The 16,362-nt window shown below is 65.5% G+C and carries 18 protein-coding genes; 11 read left to right on the forward strand and 7 right to left on the reverse strand.

Features of this window, described 5'->3' with window-relative positions:
- Window positions 1-79: 79 nt before the first annotated feature.
- The 4 genes from NP3_RS04575 (at window position 80) to NP3_RS04590 (ending at window position 2,558) form a co-directional block, all read left to right on the forward strand.
- Window positions 80-616, forward strand: a complete 537-nt coding sequence (locus NP3_RS04575; RefSeq protein ID WP_245720810.1) for a YdcF family protein — start codon at window positions 80-82, stop codon at window positions 614-616.
- Between the two features lie 342 nt (window positions 617-958).
- Window positions 959-1,627, forward strand: a complete 669-nt coding sequence (locus NP3_RS04580; RefSeq protein ID WP_063038038.1) for a hypothetical protein — start codon at window positions 959-961, stop codon at window positions 1,625-1,627.
- Between the two features lie 39 nt (window positions 1,628-1,666).
- The gene (locus tag NP3_RS04585; RefSeq protein ID WP_063038047.1) at window positions 1,667-1,921 is read left to right on the forward strand and encodes a hypothetical protein; all 255 of its coding nucleotides are present in this window, start codon (window positions 1,667-1,669) and stop codon (window positions 1,919-1,921) included.
- A 175-nt stretch (window positions 1,922-2,096) separates the two neighbouring features.
- On the forward strand, window positions 2,097-2,558 hold the full coding sequence (locus NP3_RS04590; protein WP_157124091.1) for a hypothetical protein: 462 nt from the start codon (window positions 2,097-2,099) through the stop codon (window positions 2,556-2,558).
- A gap of 3 nt (window positions 2,559-2,561) precedes the next feature.
- On the opposite strand, the gene NP3_RS04595 is transcribed toward NP3_RS04590, so the two are convergent.
- Genes NP3_RS04595 through NP3_RS04605 form a run of 3 tightly spaced genes read right to left on the reverse strand, consistent with a single transcriptional unit; the run spans window position 2,562 to window position 4,813 of the window.
- Window positions 2,562-3,533 (reverse strand): alpha/beta hydrolase, encoded by a 972-nt coding sequence (locus tag NP3_RS04595; protein WP_063824667.1) that lies wholly within the window; start codon window positions 3,531-3,533, stop codon window positions 2,562-2,564.
- A gap of 59 nt (window positions 3,534-3,592) precedes the next feature.
- Window positions 3,593-3,871 (reverse strand): DUF1801 domain-containing protein, encoded by a 279-nt coding sequence (locus NP3_RS04600; RefSeq protein ID WP_084508138.1) that lies wholly within the window; start codon window positions 3,869-3,871, stop codon window positions 3,593-3,595.
- A gap of 21 nt (window positions 3,872-3,892) precedes the next feature.
- Entirely contained in the window at window positions 3,893-4,813 is a 921-nt protein-coding gene (locus NP3_RS04605) for a LysR family transcriptional regulator (RefSeq protein WP_063038050.1), read from the reverse strand.
- 75 nt (window positions 4,814-4,888) lie between these two features.
- Here NP3_RS04605 and NP3_RS04610 point away from each other — a divergent pair, with 75 nt between their 5' ends.
- Complete coding sequence (locus NP3_RS04610; RefSeq protein ID WP_084508140.1) at window positions 4,889-6,448, forward strand: MFS transporter; 1,560 nt, start codon at window positions 4,889-4,891, stop codon at window positions 6,446-6,448.
- Between the two features lie 100 nt (window positions 6,449-6,548).
- Here the strand turns inward: NP3_RS04610 and NP3_RS04615 are convergent, their stop codons facing one another.
- Together NP3_RS04615 and NP3_RS04620 are read right to left on the reverse strand one after the other, a co-directional pair.
- Entirely contained in the window at window positions 6,549-7,838 is a 1,290-nt protein-coding gene (locus NP3_RS04615) for a PucR family transcriptional regulator (protein ID WP_063038052.1), read from the reverse strand.
- A 195-nt stretch (window positions 7,839-8,033) separates the two neighbouring features.
- On the reverse strand, window positions 8,034-8,663 hold the full coding sequence (locus NP3_RS04620) for a TetR/AcrR family transcriptional regulator (protein ID WP_063038054.1): 630 nt from the start codon (window positions 8,661-8,663) through the stop codon (window positions 8,034-8,036).
- A gap of 146 nt (window positions 8,664-8,809) precedes the next feature.
- Here NP3_RS04620 and NP3_RS04625 point away from each other — a divergent pair, with 146 nt between their 5' ends.
- From NP3_RS04625 to NP3_RS04635, 3 genes are all read left to right on the forward strand, one after another.
- Window positions 8,810-10,180, forward strand: a complete 1,371-nt coding sequence (locus NP3_RS04625; protein ID WP_157124108.1) for an ABC1 kinase family protein — start codon at window positions 8,810-8,812, stop codon at window positions 10,178-10,180.
- A gap of 118 nt (window positions 10,181-10,298) precedes the next feature.
- Window positions 10,299-11,246, forward strand: a complete 948-nt coding sequence (locus tag NP3_RS04630) for an alpha/beta fold hydrolase (protein WP_063038056.1) — start codon at window positions 10,299-10,301, stop codon at window positions 11,244-11,246.
- Window positions 11,247-11,511: 265 nt separating this feature from the next.
- On the forward strand, window positions 11,512-12,267 hold the full coding sequence (locus NP3_RS04635; RefSeq protein ID WP_063038058.1) for an alpha/beta hydrolase family protein: 756 nt from the start codon (window positions 11,512-11,514) through the stop codon (window positions 12,265-12,267).
- A gap of 74 nt (window positions 12,268-12,341) precedes the next feature.
- On the opposite strand, the gene NP3_RS50265 is transcribed toward NP3_RS04635, so the two are convergent.
- Both NP3_RS50265 and NP3_RS04645 read right to left on the reverse strand, forming a co-directional pair.
- Window positions 12,342-12,836: an SMP-30/gluconolactonase/LRE family protein gene (locus NP3_RS50265; protein WP_245720811.1), complete on the reverse strand. Its 495-nt coding sequence runs from the start codon at window positions 12,834-12,836 to the stop codon at window positions 12,342-12,344.
- 540 nt (window positions 12,837-13,376) lie between these two features.
- Window positions 13,377-13,709, reverse strand: a complete 333-nt coding sequence (locus NP3_RS04645) for an EamA family transporter (RefSeq protein WP_245720818.1) — start codon at window positions 13,707-13,709, stop codon at window positions 13,377-13,379.
- A 12-nt stretch (window positions 13,710-13,721) separates the two neighbouring features.
- Between NP3_RS04645 and NP3_RS04650 the strand changes: the two genes are divergently transcribed.
- From NP3_RS04650 to NP3_RS04660, 3 genes are all read left to right on the forward strand, one after another.
- Window positions 13,722-14,489: a LysR family transcriptional regulator gene (locus tag NP3_RS04650; protein ID WP_245720819.1), complete on the forward strand. Its 768-nt coding sequence runs from the start codon at window positions 13,722-13,724 to the stop codon at window positions 14,487-14,489.
- A 79-nt stretch (window positions 14,490-14,568) separates the two neighbouring features.
- Window positions 14,569-15,945 (forward strand): MFS transporter, encoded by a 1,377-nt coding sequence (locus NP3_RS04655; RefSeq protein ID WP_063038060.1) that lies wholly within the window; start codon window positions 14,569-14,571, stop codon window positions 15,943-15,945.
- Entirely contained in the window at window positions 15,935-16,354 is a 420-nt protein-coding gene (locus tag NP3_RS04660) for a MarR family winged helix-turn-helix transcriptional regulator (protein ID WP_063038061.1), read from the forward strand. The genes NP3_RS04655 and NP3_RS04660 overlap by 11 nt, the downstream gene beginning before the upstream one ends.
- Window positions 16,355-16,362: the final 8 nt, after the last annotated feature.

Consider the following 16,362-nt stretch of genomic DNA (forward strand, 5'->3'; position numbering starts at 1 on the left):
GTCGCGAACCGGCTTTTCGAGGAGCTTGTGCTTGGCTGAATTCGTGCGGAAACGGACATGGCTTTCGGTTACCGGTCTCGTGCTCGTGCTGCTGTGGGGCGAGTGGGAGAACTGGCGCGCTTCGCACCGGCTCGTGGGATCGGTCACGGGCGCCTCCGAAGCCATTGTGGTTCTCGGCTACCGCAATGCGGGCACACGCGCGAACGTCATGAACCGGTGGCGCGTGCGAGCCGGTCTGCGGTCCATCGACCCGACCGTGGTCAGCAGTCGCCTCGTGCTCTGCGGAGGGGCTTGCGCGGGTCCGCAATCCGAGGCAGCCCTGATGGCCCGCTACGCCACAGAGACCTGCGGGTACCGCGGCGAGCTCGTCCTGGAAGATCAAAGCCGGACCACCTGGGAAAACATCAGTTTCGCGATCCCATATCTGAAGGACAGCGACCTGATCAAGATCGTCTCGATTCCCCTGCACGCCGAGAAGGGGCGACAATACCTCGCCCAGCAACGCCCGGAGCTGGCGTCGCGGCTGGTGCGGGGAGCGGATTATCGGTTCGGTGAGTGGATGGCGGCAAAGCCGGTACTGGCCCTCTACGGCCTGTGGAAGGAAGCTCGCGGCTGACTCACAACGGCAGTGGCTTGTATTCGACCACATTCTTCAGGCGTCTTCGAGACAGAACTTGGAAGCACATTCCGGCTGATCACGCATAGCCTCCCTCTAGGCACTCGAGCTTCGGAGGATTCAGCACATGCAGGTCGGTGCGGCTGCGGCGTTCTGGGCGGTGTCGTTCCTGTTCGTCATCACACCGGGGCGGACTGGGCCTACGCGATCGCGGCCGGGTTGCGTCATCGGACGGTGGCGCCGCTCGCGATCTAATCGGCCGACGGCTCGGCTACTGCGCGTGGAAGTCGGCCTTTTGCCCCATGCCGACAACCTGTCGGGGCACATCGTTAACCTGCGGACATGGTCAGACCTGAGTCGGCACTGCGCCGCCTGCTGCGTGAAACAGGAAAACTGTTGCAACCGTATGGGTTTGACGGCTCCGACCCTAGGTGGATACGGGTCGAGCCGGGCGGTGTCGCCTCCGTCGGTCGCACCCGAGTTTCCCGCACATGGACCAGCGGACAGCAGGTGCTCGGATTCGGCCTGGAGTTGAGCGCCACCCCGACGGCCTGGTGGGAATTCCGCAACTGGCGCAACACACAGCTGGGATTACCGGCCACACCACTGGAAGAGGCCACCGGCCCCGACCTGATCAATACCCGAACCCTGCCCGACGAACTGACCGCCTTGTGGTCTTTACGGCTCGACCCGGAACAATCCGGCCAGCACGTACTGCAAACCGACATCGACACCATCCGCACCGAACTGCCCCGGCGCGTACACGCCTACGCACGCCGCGCATTACGGCTGGTGGAACCAGACCGCTACCTGGACGAACTGCTCACCCATCCCGACCCGCACAGCGGCACCTGGGAGGCGATCGTCGTCCTGCTCGCCGATCGCGGACCGGGACCACAACTCGACGACGCATTCGACCAGCTCCGAAAGCATTTCGCGGAACGAGATGCGTCGGCCTACGCCGAAGATGTCATCGCGTATGCGCGAAACAGAGCCGTCCTGGTTCAATGAAGCCATTCACCAACTGCGGGGGCGGATTTGATCGACGTAATGGAGCAGGCGCAGGCTGCGGTCACGCGGCTACAGGCGGTGGCGGCGGAATCCGATGGGCGGGTCAGGCTGGGCCCCGGCATCGCGGACAAGGTGATGGACAGTTGGCAAGTGCCAGTGCCCCCGAATGTTCGGCTGATCGCCGAGGAGATCGGGACGATCTGGTTCGACGACTACGACGCCATCGGCAGTTACGGCGAATTCTTCGCGCAACGCGACGATCCGCGCGCGGCGATTCCCTACGTCCTGGACTAACGGGCCGTGCCACCAGCCCGGACGACCTGCGAATTCCCGCTCTCGAAGCTGATCGAGTACGCGCCGGAGACCGCTAAACTGCTGATCGAGTCGGCAGTGGTTCGCGTTGCGTATTCATCGGCGTCCAGTTCGACCGGCCGCGTGAATCGCTGTCCCGTCGTTGGGAGGTGGTGCGGTGTCTGTTCGTCGAAGCGTGCTGATAGCAGCGGTGCTGTGCGCCCTGCCGGTGCTGGGTGCGCCGCAGGTGCATGCCTACCCACCGAGTGAGGGCAGCGGCGGTTGCCGCCAGGGCGGTCTCATGACCGGCCGGTTGGTGCCCGGCACAGGTAGCGCGGGGCAGAACATCCGGCGTACGGCCACACTGCGGGAGTGCGTCAGCGCGTTGCTTCCGGGTATCGGCTCGGGACAGTTCGATGTGACCATTCCGTGGAACGCACCCGGTGCGCCCAGTTCGGCGCAGTTCACATGGTCGGATGGCAGCATCAGCCCGGCGACCGGGTACGGCAATGGCTTGTGGTTGATCACCGACGGTCCGGCGCGTGGTCATGCGATCCAGGTGATTGTCGCCGATACGTGGAACGGCTGGTATTACAGCTTCGCCGATGTGCCCGTCACATCGGCGATCTTCCAATCCTGAAACTCAGTGCGCGCCGAGCACATCGAGGATCATCGGACGCGCCGCCGCGAGCGCTTGCTGCCAATAGGGCCAGGTGTGCGTTCCGTTGATGATGTCGAAACGCGCGGGGATGCCGAGTTCCGACATTCGATCACGCAGCATCTGGGCCGACGTCAACGTCATCGCTTCGAGGGCCATCGCATTCACCGTGTTGCCGAGTCCGTACGGCAGGTCGAGCGGTCCGGGCTGGCCGTTGCCGGTGGAGACGTAGACCGGCAGCCCGCGCAGCAAATCTGCCTGATTGGTGGCATCGTTGCGGCTCCAGGCGGGGTCACCGGCCGGACCCCACATATCGTCCACGTTGAAGTTGCCCTCGTCCCACATGGCAGCGCGCATCGCTTCGTTCCAGAGCGGAAATGTCGGGTGCACGAAGCCGGAGAATGATCCGGCGAACTTGAATTGGTCGCGATGGTGGCCGGCCAGCGTCAGTGCGGCATTGCCGCCCATGGAGGCACCGACGATCGCGTTGTTGGTCGGCGAAACACCGAACCGCGCCAGGTATGCGGGCAACTCCTCGGTGAGGAAGGTTTCCCATTTGTACGTCGTCTGCTGACCATTGGTACTACTGGGTCGGTACCAGTCGGTGTAGAAGCTCGAGCGACCGCCGACCGGGAACACCAAAGTGACGTTGTCGCCTGCGAATTGGCGCAGCGCGTCGGTATCGCTGACCCATTGACTGTGATCGGCGGGCGCGCGGAGACCGTCGAGCACATAGAGGGCCGCGTTCCCGCCCCGGGCCGCCCACTGCACCTGGACCTTGACCGCGCCCATGCTCGACGGCACGAACAGGTCCTGGTAACCCCCCGCGGGGGTGCGCAATCTTGGTGTGGCGGTGGCAACCGCCGCTGCGATCGACGACAGCACAACAGCTGCGGCCAGCACAGCGCCGACCTTGCGCAGCCAACCCCAATGATTTCCAGACCGTGCTGCACCCACCCGCACACCTCCTACCGATCGGAAAGATCATCATAGTTTGCGCGACAATCGCTCTCGCCTCAGCCGGCCGCCTTCTGCACGAGCGCGCCGAGCCGTTCCTCATCGGCGGCCGTCAACTTCGTCAGCGCGAAGGCGGTCGGCCACATGGTGCCTTCATCAAGGGTCGCGATGTCGTTGCAGCCGAACGTCGCGTACTGCGACTTGAATTTCTCGGCGGTTCGGAAGAAGCAGACGACCTTGCCGCCCATGGCATACGCGGGCATACCGTACCAGAGTTTCGGCGTAAGAGCTGGTGCGTTGGCTTTGACGATGGCATGGATCCGTTCGGCCGACCCCACGCCGGGCTTCTTCGAAACTGATCAATCGACGCGATCCGAAGATTCGCGCGGCGGACGGAGTGCGTCGCGGATGGTGTCGCGGAGCCAGCGCTGCGCCGGGTCGGCGTCCAGTCGGGCGTGCCAGAGCAATCGCACTTCGACTTCCGGGAGGGATGCGGGGATCGGAAACCAGCGAAGGCCGAGGGACTGGCCGTACTGTTCGGCGAGCCGCTGTGGGACGAGCCCGACGTACCGACTCGACGCGACCAGGAGTGCGGCGACGGCGGAAGTAGGCACGATGGCCGCGACGTGGCGTTGCAAGCCCGCGGCGTCGAGTGCGTCGTCGAGTGGCCCGCGAGCACGACCGCGGCGGGAGGCCGACACGTGGGGATATCGGCACAGTTGCCGCAATGTCGGGCGACGGCCCAGCGGGCTGTCGGCCCGGACGATGCCCACTATTCGTTCGCGGTACAGCACAGCTGACCGCATGTCGGGAGCGACGATGTCGCCCGCGCCGATATCCAGGTCGACCGAGCCGTCGCGCAGAGCCTCGATGCTCTCGCTGCCTTCCGCGACGAAGCGCAGCGTCACGCCGGGAGCGACCGCGGCCGTGGCATCGACCGCCACCGCCGCCAGGGTCGAGGCCACACCGTCATTGATGCGAATTGTGAAGGTGCGCTGCAATTCTGCGACCGTGACCGCGCGATCGGCGCTGATCAGTGCCGACGCTTCGTCCAGCAGGGACCGTACCCGCGGCGCGGTGCGCAGCGCGAACGGTGTCGGAGCCATCCCACGACCGGCACGCACCAGGATCGGATCGCCCATCGCCCGCCGCAACCGGCCCAAGGCGCGGCTGGTGGCTGGGATGGACAGATGCAGGCGCTCGGACGCCGCCGTGACGCTGCCGTCCTGGAGCAGGGCATCGAATACGCGCAGGAGGTTCAGATCGAGTTGCTCTGGCACAGTTGCATTGTACGCAATAATTAGTTATGGAAGTTGCGTGGCACGGAGACTACCCACATCCATAACTTCGTGACCATGCAATTCAATGTCCTGAATCACGCTTCGGACGTGCCGCCGCGTCCGGCCTCGCAGCGCGGCCTGCTCGCGGTCATCTGTGCCTGCGTCGTGCTCGTCGTCGGCATGGTCGCCGCGATCAATCTCGCCGTCCCGTTGCTCGCCGCCAGCGCACTGCGCCCATCCGCGTCGGCCCTGGTCTGGATCGTCGACACCTATGTGATCGTCTTCGCCTGTCTGGTGATCCCCGGCGGGGCGGCAGGAGATCGACTCGGGCGCAAGGGGATTCTGCTATTCGGGCTGGGCCTGTTCGCGGTAGGCGCACTGATGTCGGCAGCGGCACCGAACGTGGCGTTCCTGCTCGCCGGTCGGGCAGTCACCGGAGTCGGCGCCGCTGCTGTCCTGCCCAATACGCTCGCCGTCCTGCTGCACGCTGTTCCCGCTGAGCGCAAGAGCGCGACTATCGCGGTTTGGGCATCGATGACGGGTATCGGTGGAGTCGTCGGCAATGTCGGTGGCGGGGCGATCCTTTCGGGCGGTTCGTGGCGTTGGCTGTTCGCCGGTGTCGTGCCGATCGCGCTGGTGCTCGCTGCTCTGGTGGGGCGGATCGCGCCGGTGTCGCCGCGCCATGACCGACGGCTCGACCCGCTCGGCGCGGTATTGCTCGTCGGTGCGTCGGTCGCTCTGCTGCTCGGCATAGTCCAAGGACCAGAGGCGGGCTGGAACAGTGCGATCGTCATATCTGGATTCACCTGCGCCGCAGTGTTGTTCACCGCATGGACGATTGTCGAGCTGAAAGTCGAACACCCGCTGTTGGATCCGCGGTTGTTCCGCCTCCCGGCCCTGCGCAGTGCCTGCCTCGGCATGACGGCGGTCTTCTTCGGCATGTTCGCGCTGTTCTACGTCAACGCGTCGTTCCTTCAGTACGGCAAGGGATTCGGCGTACTGCAAACCGGTCTCGGGATCATTCCGCTCACCGTCCCGATCATCCTCGGCGCGAAGCATGTCGGACGACTGTCACAGCGGATCGGGCTCGACGCCACCACCGCGCTCGCATTCGTATTCGTCGGCGGCGGACTGCTCGGACTGTCCACGAGCGGCGTACAGACACCCTATGTCGAATATGCCGCGTGGCTTGTCGTAATGGGAATCGGTGTGGCGCTGGCACTTCCGACATTGTCCGGTGCGATCGCCGGAGCGCTGCCGCCGGAGCAGGCCGGGGTCGCGGCCGGATTGCAATCCACCACACGCGAATTCGGCAGCGCCCTCGGCGTCGCCGTTATCGGCACGGTGCTCACCGCACGATTCGTCGCCGCATTACCGTCGGAGATCCGCGCCGACCACGATCCGCACACCGTAGCCCAGGCACTCGCCATCGCCGACCGCATCGATGACGTTGTCGCAGCGTTCATTTCGGGTGCGGACAGCGGATTCCGGGTGATCGGCCTGCTCGTGCTCGTCGCGGGTGCGCTCGTCGTGCTGCAATCGCTACTGTCCCGACGTGGATCCGTTCGACAAGCGCACGTCTCGAGGGCGAAGGCTATGAAGCCGTCCCCCTCCCCTGCGGATCACACGGCATGATTCCCCGAGACCGCCGATCGCCCTCCGGCGCGGAAACTTCTTGTCACACATGCGACATCATCACCGGATAGCGCCCGGCCGGAAGTCCGCGAAGGCGATATCACCGACGTGTATGAACTCGCCCCACCTTCATCGGCCGAAGGCTAACAGGCGATGGGGGTGTCGGGCCGTATGTGGTGCGGCCCTTGCGGGCGACGAGGGCGGAGCGGAGGTACCACAGTCCGCTGGGTTCGGTGGGGTCGAAGCCGGTGAGCTGGGCTATTCGGCGGAGTCGGTAGTCGACGGTGTTCGGGTGAACGCACAGTTTGCGAGCGGCGCGCGTTCGGCTCAGGCCGGTATCGATATAGGTCTGGAGGGTTTCCAACAGGTCCGGGTGTTCGCGCAGTGGGGTGAGCCGGTCGACGAGGGCGTCGCGGCCCAGCCCGGGACGGGTCAGTTGATATTGCAGCGCCAGTTCGGTGAATCTGTATGCGCCGGGCTCCAATTCGAGCTGTTGCACGGTGTCGAGGAGTTCGTGGGCATGGCGCGCGGCGGTGGGCACCTCGTCGGGGCGGGCGGTGACAACGGCGACGGTGAGCGGCGCCTGCGTGGCCGAGGACATCCGTTGCACCAGTTCGTCGAGTTCGGGATCGGTCCGCACGGTGGACGGGACGAGAATCGTTCCGCCGTCGACGGATAACAGCGACAGCGCCGTTCCTCCGAATATGGTCGCGAGTGCGGCTTGGAGGCGGCGGAGTTTACGGCGCGCGACGACTTGCCCGTCGAGTCGCGGATGGCTCTCATCCGGATGCGCCGGAATCGCTACGGCGAGCACAGAGTACTCGTCGGCGATCGGTAAACCGCTTTCCCGCACCGCCGCGGAATCGAGACGACCGGCGAGCAACGCCGAGGTCAGGCTGTGCGCCGCGGTCTGATGCTCGGCGGCAACGGCCTTGTGCTCGAGCACGTAAGCCTTGCTGACGGTAGCGGTGATCAGTTTCGACAGCTCCAGCACCGTGGCGATGCCCCTGACGACGCCGAGGACATCCGCCGGACCCGAACGAGCGAATATCAGATCCATTCCCACTTTGAAGCCCTCGTGAACCGCATGCAGAACGGTATCGACAGGGATCCCTTCGCGGGTACATCCGACGGCCGCGATCGCGAGCCGGTCGGTGCTCGTCGGCAGCGCATGACCGTTCACGCACTGGATCAGCCATCCCAGGCAGATCCGGACCACGGCCTTCACATCGCGAACCAGCGTCTGTCCCGGCAGCGCGCCGCACTGTTCATCCGACGCCGCGAGATGTGCCATCACCTCGCGGGTCAACCGGTCGATATCGCGCGCGGACGGCGTAATCGGCCGATCCAGCCCATTGCGTTCGGGCCGGACGAGACTCTCGATCGTCACGTATGACCTCCTACCGGCTGTCTGCTGTGTCAGAAGACGTTAAACCGAGCGGTAGCTCACCTTCTACTCCTCTTTGAACAATCCGCAACGGCCGCAAACATAGTCGGCTACCAGGCATAATGCTGATTCCCGAGCGAAGCCGTGGAGCGGTCACCTACCTATAGATGGGGAGGTGCTCACTTTTGAGCCGCGACCTCAGACCGTCCTGGCCTTGATTTCGGCCTCGGCCATCGCCGTGATCATCCGCGCGGTCATCTCGATCGCCTCTTTGCGCTCCCGGCTGTCGACGTCGAGCGCCGATGCGCGGAGCACCACGGCAAAACCGGTGTTGATCAGCACGAAGGTCATCACGTCGTACTCGTGATCGTCACCGGGGCCGAGCAACTGGATCAGCAGCAGCTTGACCAGCAGCCGCAGCCGCGGCTCGAATTCGGGAATACCGCTGCTGTAGAACTGCACTCCGCCCACCAGCGCGCGCACCAACCGGGCGTTGGCCACCAGTTCGTCGGTGATGACTTCCAGGATGCCGGTGATCATTTCCAGCATCGGCTTGTCCGACAGCCCGAATACCCGCTCGGTAAAGCGCCTTTCGACGTTTTCGAGCAGCCGTCTGAGCAGTTCTTCGACGATGACCGAGCGGTCGGCGAAATACCGATAGACGGTGCCGATGCTCACCCCGGCCTCGGCCGCGATCCGGTTCGTCGAGGTATCGGCGATACCGCGCTCCCCGAAAAGCTCTGCGGCAGTGTCGAGTATGTGTTCTCGGGTCGCCCTGGCGCGTTCCTGTGTCGGGCGACGGCGCTGCCCAACGGCTTTCGGCGGCATCGCACCCCTCCTGCCGAACTTGTCCTGAGAAGATGAGCGTCGCTCAGTTTAACGGCGGCAACAGTTTTCATGCCACAATTCCCGATCCGATGACACCGCTATGAGGTGGAATGTGGTGGAGCGACAAGGCCGATGGAGGTGCGATGGTGGTCGGTCGGGTACCGAGGAGTCGTCTCGCGCGGGGCGGCGAGGTGGGCCGATTGGTTGCGGGACAGGCCATCCGTGAAGTCGGCACCCGCCTGTCGATGATCGGGCGCACGGAACAGGCCCGGCGGCTACTCGCCGAACGGTCCACGTTGCGCACCGCACAGCAACTGGTCACCGTGCTGGGCGCCATGAAGGGCGCGGCCATGAAACTCGGGCAGATGCTGTCGGTACTCGATGTCGATCTGCTGCCGGAATCGCATCGTGAGATGTTCCGCGACAAACTCGCCGAGCTACGCGATCAAGCGCCCGCGTTTCCGTTTCCGGCAATGCGGCAGGTGATCGAGGACGAGCTCGGGCCGTTGGCGCGGGCCTTCGCCGACTTCGACGAGTCCGCGATCGCCGCGGCCTCGATCGGCCAGGTATACCGCGCGAAATTGCACGATGGACGCACCGTCGCGGTGAAGGTCAAATATCCGGGTGTGGACGAGGCCGTCGAAGCGGACATGCGCAATCTGGCGATGATCAGCAGACTCTGGAAATCCATGCTGCCGAGCGCCGCGGATACCGATGTGCTCGACGAAATCGCCCGCAATATCGGCAGCGAACTCGATTACCTGCGCGAGGCACAGACACAGCATCGAGTCGCCACTCGCTACCGGGACCATCCCTTCATCACGGTCCCCGACAGCGTCGAGGAACTCTGCGGACACCACGTTCTGGTGACGGAGTTCGTGGATGGGAAGCCGTTTCCACAGATCAAGAACCTGCCTGCGGCCGAACGCGACGAGATCGGCGAGCTGATCTATCGCTTTTATGTCAGCTCCCTGTTTTCTGATTTCGAATTCAGTGGTGACCCGCATCCGGGCAATATCCTGCTCGCCGCGGATGGTCGCGTCGGCTTCGTGGATTTCGGGCTCTATAACAAGATGGCTCCGGTGGATGTCGAATTCGAGCGCGCGTGCCTACGGGCCGCGGGCGAAAATCGGGCCCAGGACCTGCACGACGCGTGGGTCGGCCGTGGCATCATCGACCCGGAATCGGACGTCACGGCGGCGGAATGCCTGGAATATGTGTGGGCCGCGTCGGGCTGGCATCTGACCGATGAGGAAATCACGGTCACACCCGAACTCGCCACCGGCGCAGTGATTCTCGCGGTCGATCCGAGAGCCGCCGAGTTCCGCGGTATGCGTCGGCAGCGGCTTCCACCGGAACATGTCTTCTCACGGCGCGCGGAGCTGTTCACCTTAGCTGTATTGGGCCAATTGGAGACCACCAACAACTGGCACCGCATCGCCAGGGAATGGCTCTACCACGAGCCTCCGGCAACCGAGATCGGACGGTCGACAGCGCGGTGGCGCGCCGACCGGTGACACCTTGGTGGTGATCCGGTCCACCTTGGGGGCGCGAGCTCAGCACTCGGGGACCTGATATCGACAGGCGATGCGGCGGACAGTTAATCAAGTCACCGCAACCGAACCGGAGCCCCCGATGTCGATCACCAGCACCATCGCCACCTCGGCGGAACGTCGTGCCACGGTCTCGACCGCGGACGGCGTCGAACTCGCGGTTCGTGAATACGGCCCACGAGACGCCGACCTCACTGTCGTCCTGCTGCACGGGCACTGCCTGCGCACCGCGTCGTGGACCTACGTCCGCCACGCGCTGGTGCGCCAGTACCCCGGTGCCCGCATCGTCTGCTACGACCACCGCGGCCACGGCGATTCCGCCGCGGCCTCCCGGCGGACCTACCACCTCGAGCAACTCGGCAAGGACCTGCGCGACGTGATCGACGCCGTCGCCCCCACCGGGCCGGTCGTCCTGGTCGGCCACTCGATGGGCGGCATGACGGTGCTCAGCTACGTCAGCCAGAATCCGCATGAGATCGGCACGCGCATCACCGGCGTCGCCCTCATCGCGACCGCCGCGAGTGGCATCGCCGATGCCGGTTTCGGCCGTCTGCTGCGCAACCCGGCCGTATCCGCGTTCCAGGCGGCCGTCCGACGCGCTCCGGGCCTGATGCACCACGCGAAGCTCATGGCGTGCAAGGTCTTCGCCCCGATCATCCACACCGCCGAATTCGGCAATCGCAGGGTGAGCTCGCGGGTGCTCGCCCTCGCCAACGCGATGCACAACGAGACACCGATCGTGACGATGGCGAGCTTCCTGAGCGCCTTCATGGTCTTCGACCAGACCGACGCCCTCGCGGTCCTGTCGAAGATCCCGACGTTGGTGCTGTGCGGTAGTGCCGACCTGATGACGCCGCCGTCGCATTCCGTCGCGATGGCCGCCGCCGTCGAGTACTCGGATTTCGTCCTGGTCGACGGCGCCGGGCACTCGGTGATCCTGGAGCAGCCGAGGAAGGTCGCCGAGGCCGTCGGCCGTCTGATGACGCGCGCCGGAGGGGTCGCGGGAGCGCGTCTCGCCCTCATCGCGTAGTCCGCTCAGGGCCGCGAGCCGAGATCGATGCAAGCTCCTGCCCGGTGCTTCGCGATTCCTGATCGGTCCGAGTCACCGATGGGAAAATGGTTGGGCGCGAGGGCATCCGGCTGGTAGCGTACCGGAGGCCGTGACATCGCGCGAGGAGGTGAGACCCATGAACGCTGTATCCATGTGGGTGCTCCCCTTCGGGTTCACGGTCGGGCGATTGAGGTAGGTGTCGCCGGGAGTGCAGCCATAAGGCAATCCCGAAAGGCAACAACCAATGCATTTCACCTCGCAGACATCGTCGAACGGTGTCATCGAACGCGACTTCATTCTGGGTGAGGTCCCCGGCGTGCTCTGGTCACCTGAGTCCGGGGCGGCGGGTGCACCCTTGATCCTGCTGGCGCACGGCGGCGGCCAGCACAAGAGAGCACCCGGAGTCCTGGGCCGTGCCCACCGCTTCGTGACCGCCCGCGGTTTCCATGTCGCCGCCCTCGACGCCCCCGGACATGGCGACCGGCCCCGAACGGCGACCGACGAACGGCAGGTAGCAGCTTTACGGCAGGCGCAGGCGGCGGGCGAACCCATCGGCCCGATCGTCGTCGGGATCCACCTCGACCTGGCGGCACGTGCCGTACCGGAATGGCAGGCGACCATCGACGCTCTCCAGAAACTGCCGGACATCGGCACCGAAGCGCCGATCGGCTTCTGGGGCATCATGCAGGGCACCGGGATCGGCGTGCCGTTGACGGCGGTCGAACCCAGGATCAGCGCCGCGGTATTCGGTTGCCTCGGGCACGAAACCCTGACCGAGGCGGCGGCGCGGATCACCGTCCCGATCGAATTCCTGCTCCAGTGGGACGACGAACTCGTCGATCGCCGATCCGGGCTGGCACTGTTCGACGCCTTCGCCTCGAAGGAAAAGACGTTGCACGCCAATGCGGGCGGACACGCAGGGGTACCCCGGTTCGAAGTCGACAGTGCGGTCGGTTTCTTCGCCCGGCATCTCGACCCGGACGGCATATCACCGGCCTGACGTAACGGGTATCGGCGACCGGCGGTGCCGATCGCCGATACCCGTCGCAAATTTCGTCGTACCGGGTGCAGGCACTAAAAAGGTCGGTCGACCGCGACGGCGTTGTATGGCGTGGTCGGTGACTGCGGTGTGGTGAAGCGAGCGTTCGGCAGGTACAGGCGATTACCGAACGCGGCGATGGTTGTCGGTGCGTCGAAGCGCGGATCGGTCAGGCGCCGCTCGACCGTGCCTGTCGTGCCCGCCGCGTCGAGCGCGATCACGACGATCATGTTGCGCCGGTTCTGGACTACGAACAGCGTGTGGCCGGACCTGAGCAGACCGTCACCGTCGGGCACAGTCTCGGTGCCGATGTCGATCCTGCGCGTCGTGCCCGTCGCCGGGTCGACACGGAACAGTCGGCCGGTCACCGACTGCACGATGATCAGCCCGGTGCCGTCGGGGGTGCGCACGATTCCGTTGGCGTTGAAAGCTCCTGGCACATAAGCGATGTCGCCGATCAGCGGGAGACGCACCACTGCCTCGGACGGTGGCAACGCACCGGCGCGCCCGACCGGCAGGTGGTACAGCACGGGCGCGCGAGTCGGTGAACCACGCGCCCGTGGAGGTGAGCACCACATCGTTGACGAATGTGTCCGGCGGCGTGCCGAGCCGATAGCTCGCCGACACCGCGCCGGTCCGGGTATCCACGACACGCGCATCCCCGGCACTGCCACCGGCGACGACCAGCCGACCGCGGTGGTCGAGCTGGAGCCCGAGCGACGGTGTACCCGGGCCAGGGCTCAGCATGGCGCTCTCCCCGGTCAAAAGACTGATGCGGTAGATGGAGCCGTCTGCCTGCGAGCCGAGGTAGGCCACCGGCAGCACCCCGATCGCAATACCCTCCGGCCGGAATCCGGCGGGCAGGTCGATCGCAGTGGGGAATGCACCATCCGCCGCCGCCCGATCCGCGGGCAGCAGCACAGCGACACCGAGGCAGGCGAGCGTGGCGGCGAGACCGAGGATTCGGCTCATCAGTAACCGACGGTGAATTGTTGGATATCGCATGGGATTTCGAGTTCGTCGAGTATTGCCACGGCAAGGTCTTCGGCCGAGATTCGGGATAACGATCTTCACCGAGCTGTCCTTTCCAGGTTCGGAACGGGAAGTTGTCCCGCGACTATGGCGGCGAGCGAGAGCCCGAACCCGACGAGTTGGATCGGGCCGGGTGTCTGGCCGAGCAGAATGGCACCGAGCACGGCGGCCACCAGCGGCGAGAGCAAGGAGAGAATCGAGACGGAGTTGACGGGCAATGTGGTGATGCCGCGGAACCACAGGACATAGGCGATCAGGCCGCCGATCAGACCCAGCCAGAGGTAGCCGAGGGCGGCGTCCGAGTCGATCGCGGGCGGTCCGCCCTCGAAGACGAAGGTGGCGGGCACCAGGAACAGACCGCCCTCAGTCATCAGATCGCGCGCCTGGAACGCGAACTCGGCGCGCGACTTTTCGAGCGCACCAGCCGCGTGCGGCTGACACCGGCCGGTGCGGCGTTCCTCCCCGCCGCCCGTCAGTGTCTCGACGCCGCCGAGCGTGCAGCCGCCGAGGTCGCCGCGGCAATCGGTGAGGTACGGGGGCGGCTCGCCGTCGGCCTGATCCCGACCGTCGCCGCGGTCGATATCCCGGGTGCGCTGCGCGATTTCCGTCGGCAGTACCCGCGGGTGCGCATCGACCTGCGGGTGGGCGCGAGCGACGACCTCATCGAACAGGTCAGGGAGGGCGCCATCGACGTGGCCTTCCTCGGGCTGCCGACCACGGCGCGACCCCAGGGCGTCGCCGTTCACGAACTCGCCCGTGATCGACTCGTCGCCGTGGTCGCCCCGGACCATCCCCTCGCCGCCGAAACGCTGGTCGACCTGCGCAGACTTTCATCCGAGGTCTTCGTGGACCTGCCAGCCGGGACAGCCGGGCGAATCCAATCCGACCAGGCCTTCGCGGCCGCCGGTCTCGACCGTGACGTCGCCTTCGAAGTGACCAGCGCCGACTACATCGCCCGGCTCGTCGGGCCGGGCTTAGCCGTGGCCATGCTCCCCGCCGCCTACGCGCCCCAGCTCACGGGCGTTGTCACCGTCGAGGTCACCGACGCACCGGCCCGGGTCGAGTACGTCATCTGGAGCCGCGCAGGCCGCACGCCCGCGTCGACCGCCTTCCTGGCCGTTCTCGGCATCCCGGCGCACACCGGCGATTGAAACGTCAGTCGGATGTTCCAAAGCTCACATCCTGGGACTGCCCTTGCATTCGGAACAGTTGTGATTACACAATCATTGTGTGAATACAACTGTTGGAGAGCTGACGCCGCGCCGCAAGCTGGTGGTATTGGCGACGTGTTGCCTGAGTCTGCTGATCGTGTCCATGGATTCGACGATCGTGAATGTCGCAGTGCCTGCGATTCGAGCGGATCTGGATGCACCGCTAGGTCGGCTGCAGTGGATCATCGATATCTACACGCTCACGCTCGCGAGTCTGCTGATGCTGGCTGGTGCGACTGCGGATCGGTTCGGGCGGCGGCGGGTATTCCGGATCGGGTTGACGGTCTTCGCACTCGGGTCGCTGGCCTGCAGCCTCGCGCCGAATATCGAAACCCTCATCGGGGCAAGGTTTTTGCAGGCCATCGGCGGGTCGATGCTGAATCCGGTTGCGATGTCGATCATTACGCAGGTCTTCACCGGGAAGGTGGAACGCGCTCGCGCGGTGGGTATTTGGGGTGCGGTCGTCGGCATTTCGATGGCCCTGGGGCCGATGGTCGGCGGTGTGCTGATCGATGCGCTGGGTTGGCAGTCGGTGTTCTGGATCAATCTGCCGATCTGTGCGCTCACGCTGGTCTTGACGACTCTATTTGTGCCGGAATCGAAGTCGGCCACGGTGCGCGGACTCGATCCGATCGGTCAGTTGCTGGCGATCGCGTTTCTGTTCGCGGTGGTGTTCGGGTTGATCGAGCGGTTGCCGGTGGTCTTCGTGGTGTCGGCCGTGGCCCTCGCGGCCTTCCTGTGGCAGGAATCGCGACGCTCGGATCCGTTCATCGATCTGCGCTTCTTCCGCAGTGTGCCGTTCGCGTCGGCGACGGTCACCGCGATCTTCGCCTTCGCGGCGCTCGGCGCGTTCCTGTTCACCTGCTCGCTGTATCTGCAAGAGCTGCGCGGTTATTCGGCGGTGCACACCGGGGCGCTGTATCTGGCCATGGCGGTCGCGACGCTCGTCTTCTCGCCGCTGTCGGGGCGTCTGGTCGGGCGCTACGGAACCAAACCCTCACTGCTCGCGGCGGGCGTCGCGATGACCATCGCCGCCGTGCTGCTCACCCGACTCGATGTGGCAACTCCGGTCTGGCATCTGCTCATCATCTTCGCGATCTTCGGAATCGGATTCGGCATGGTCAATGCACCGATCACGACAGCGGCGGTCAGCGGGATGCCACTGGATCGCGCGGGCGCCGCGGCGGCGGTCGCCTCGACCAGCAGGCAGGTGGGCGTGAGCATGGGTGTGGCGCTGTGCGGCGCGCTGACCGGCGCCGGTCTGTGGTGGCTGATTGCGGTTTTCACCGCCGGAATCGCCATACTCGGCATAGTCGCGAACACCCGCTGGGCCGCGCGGTCCCGCGATCGCGTCGCCCCGATATTGGAAGAGAAGGTTCCCGTACATGCCGGATGACGTACCCACCGCCGACGAGGTGTGGGCCCAGCTCACCAACCTGGTGATGGATACCCGTGACTCGTGGAAGCGGGCGGTCACCGAGCGAACCGGTCTGCCGTTCAGTCGAATTCGCATTCTGCGCCGCCTGCGTCCCGGCCCGCTCACGCTCAACCAGATCGCGCAGGCGACCGGCATGGATGCGCCCGCGACCACGGTCGCGGTCAATAATCTCGACGAACTCGGCCTCGTCGTGCGCGAGATCGACCCGACCAACCGCCGCCGCAAACAGGTCTCCATCACCTACGCCGGTCGCGCCGTGCTCGCACAGGCCATGGCCACCCCCGACCCCGCCCCGGCCGCCGTCGCCGCCCTCTCCCCCGACGACCTGCGCTCGCTGAATCAGCTCTTACGCAAGCTCGAGCACTGACGCATTTC

Source organism: Nocardia pseudovaccinii NBRC 100343, from assembly GCF_001613225.1.
GTDB lineage: Bacteria > Actinomycetota > Actinomycetes > Mycobacteriales > Mycobacteriaceae > Nocardia > Nocardia pseudovaccinii.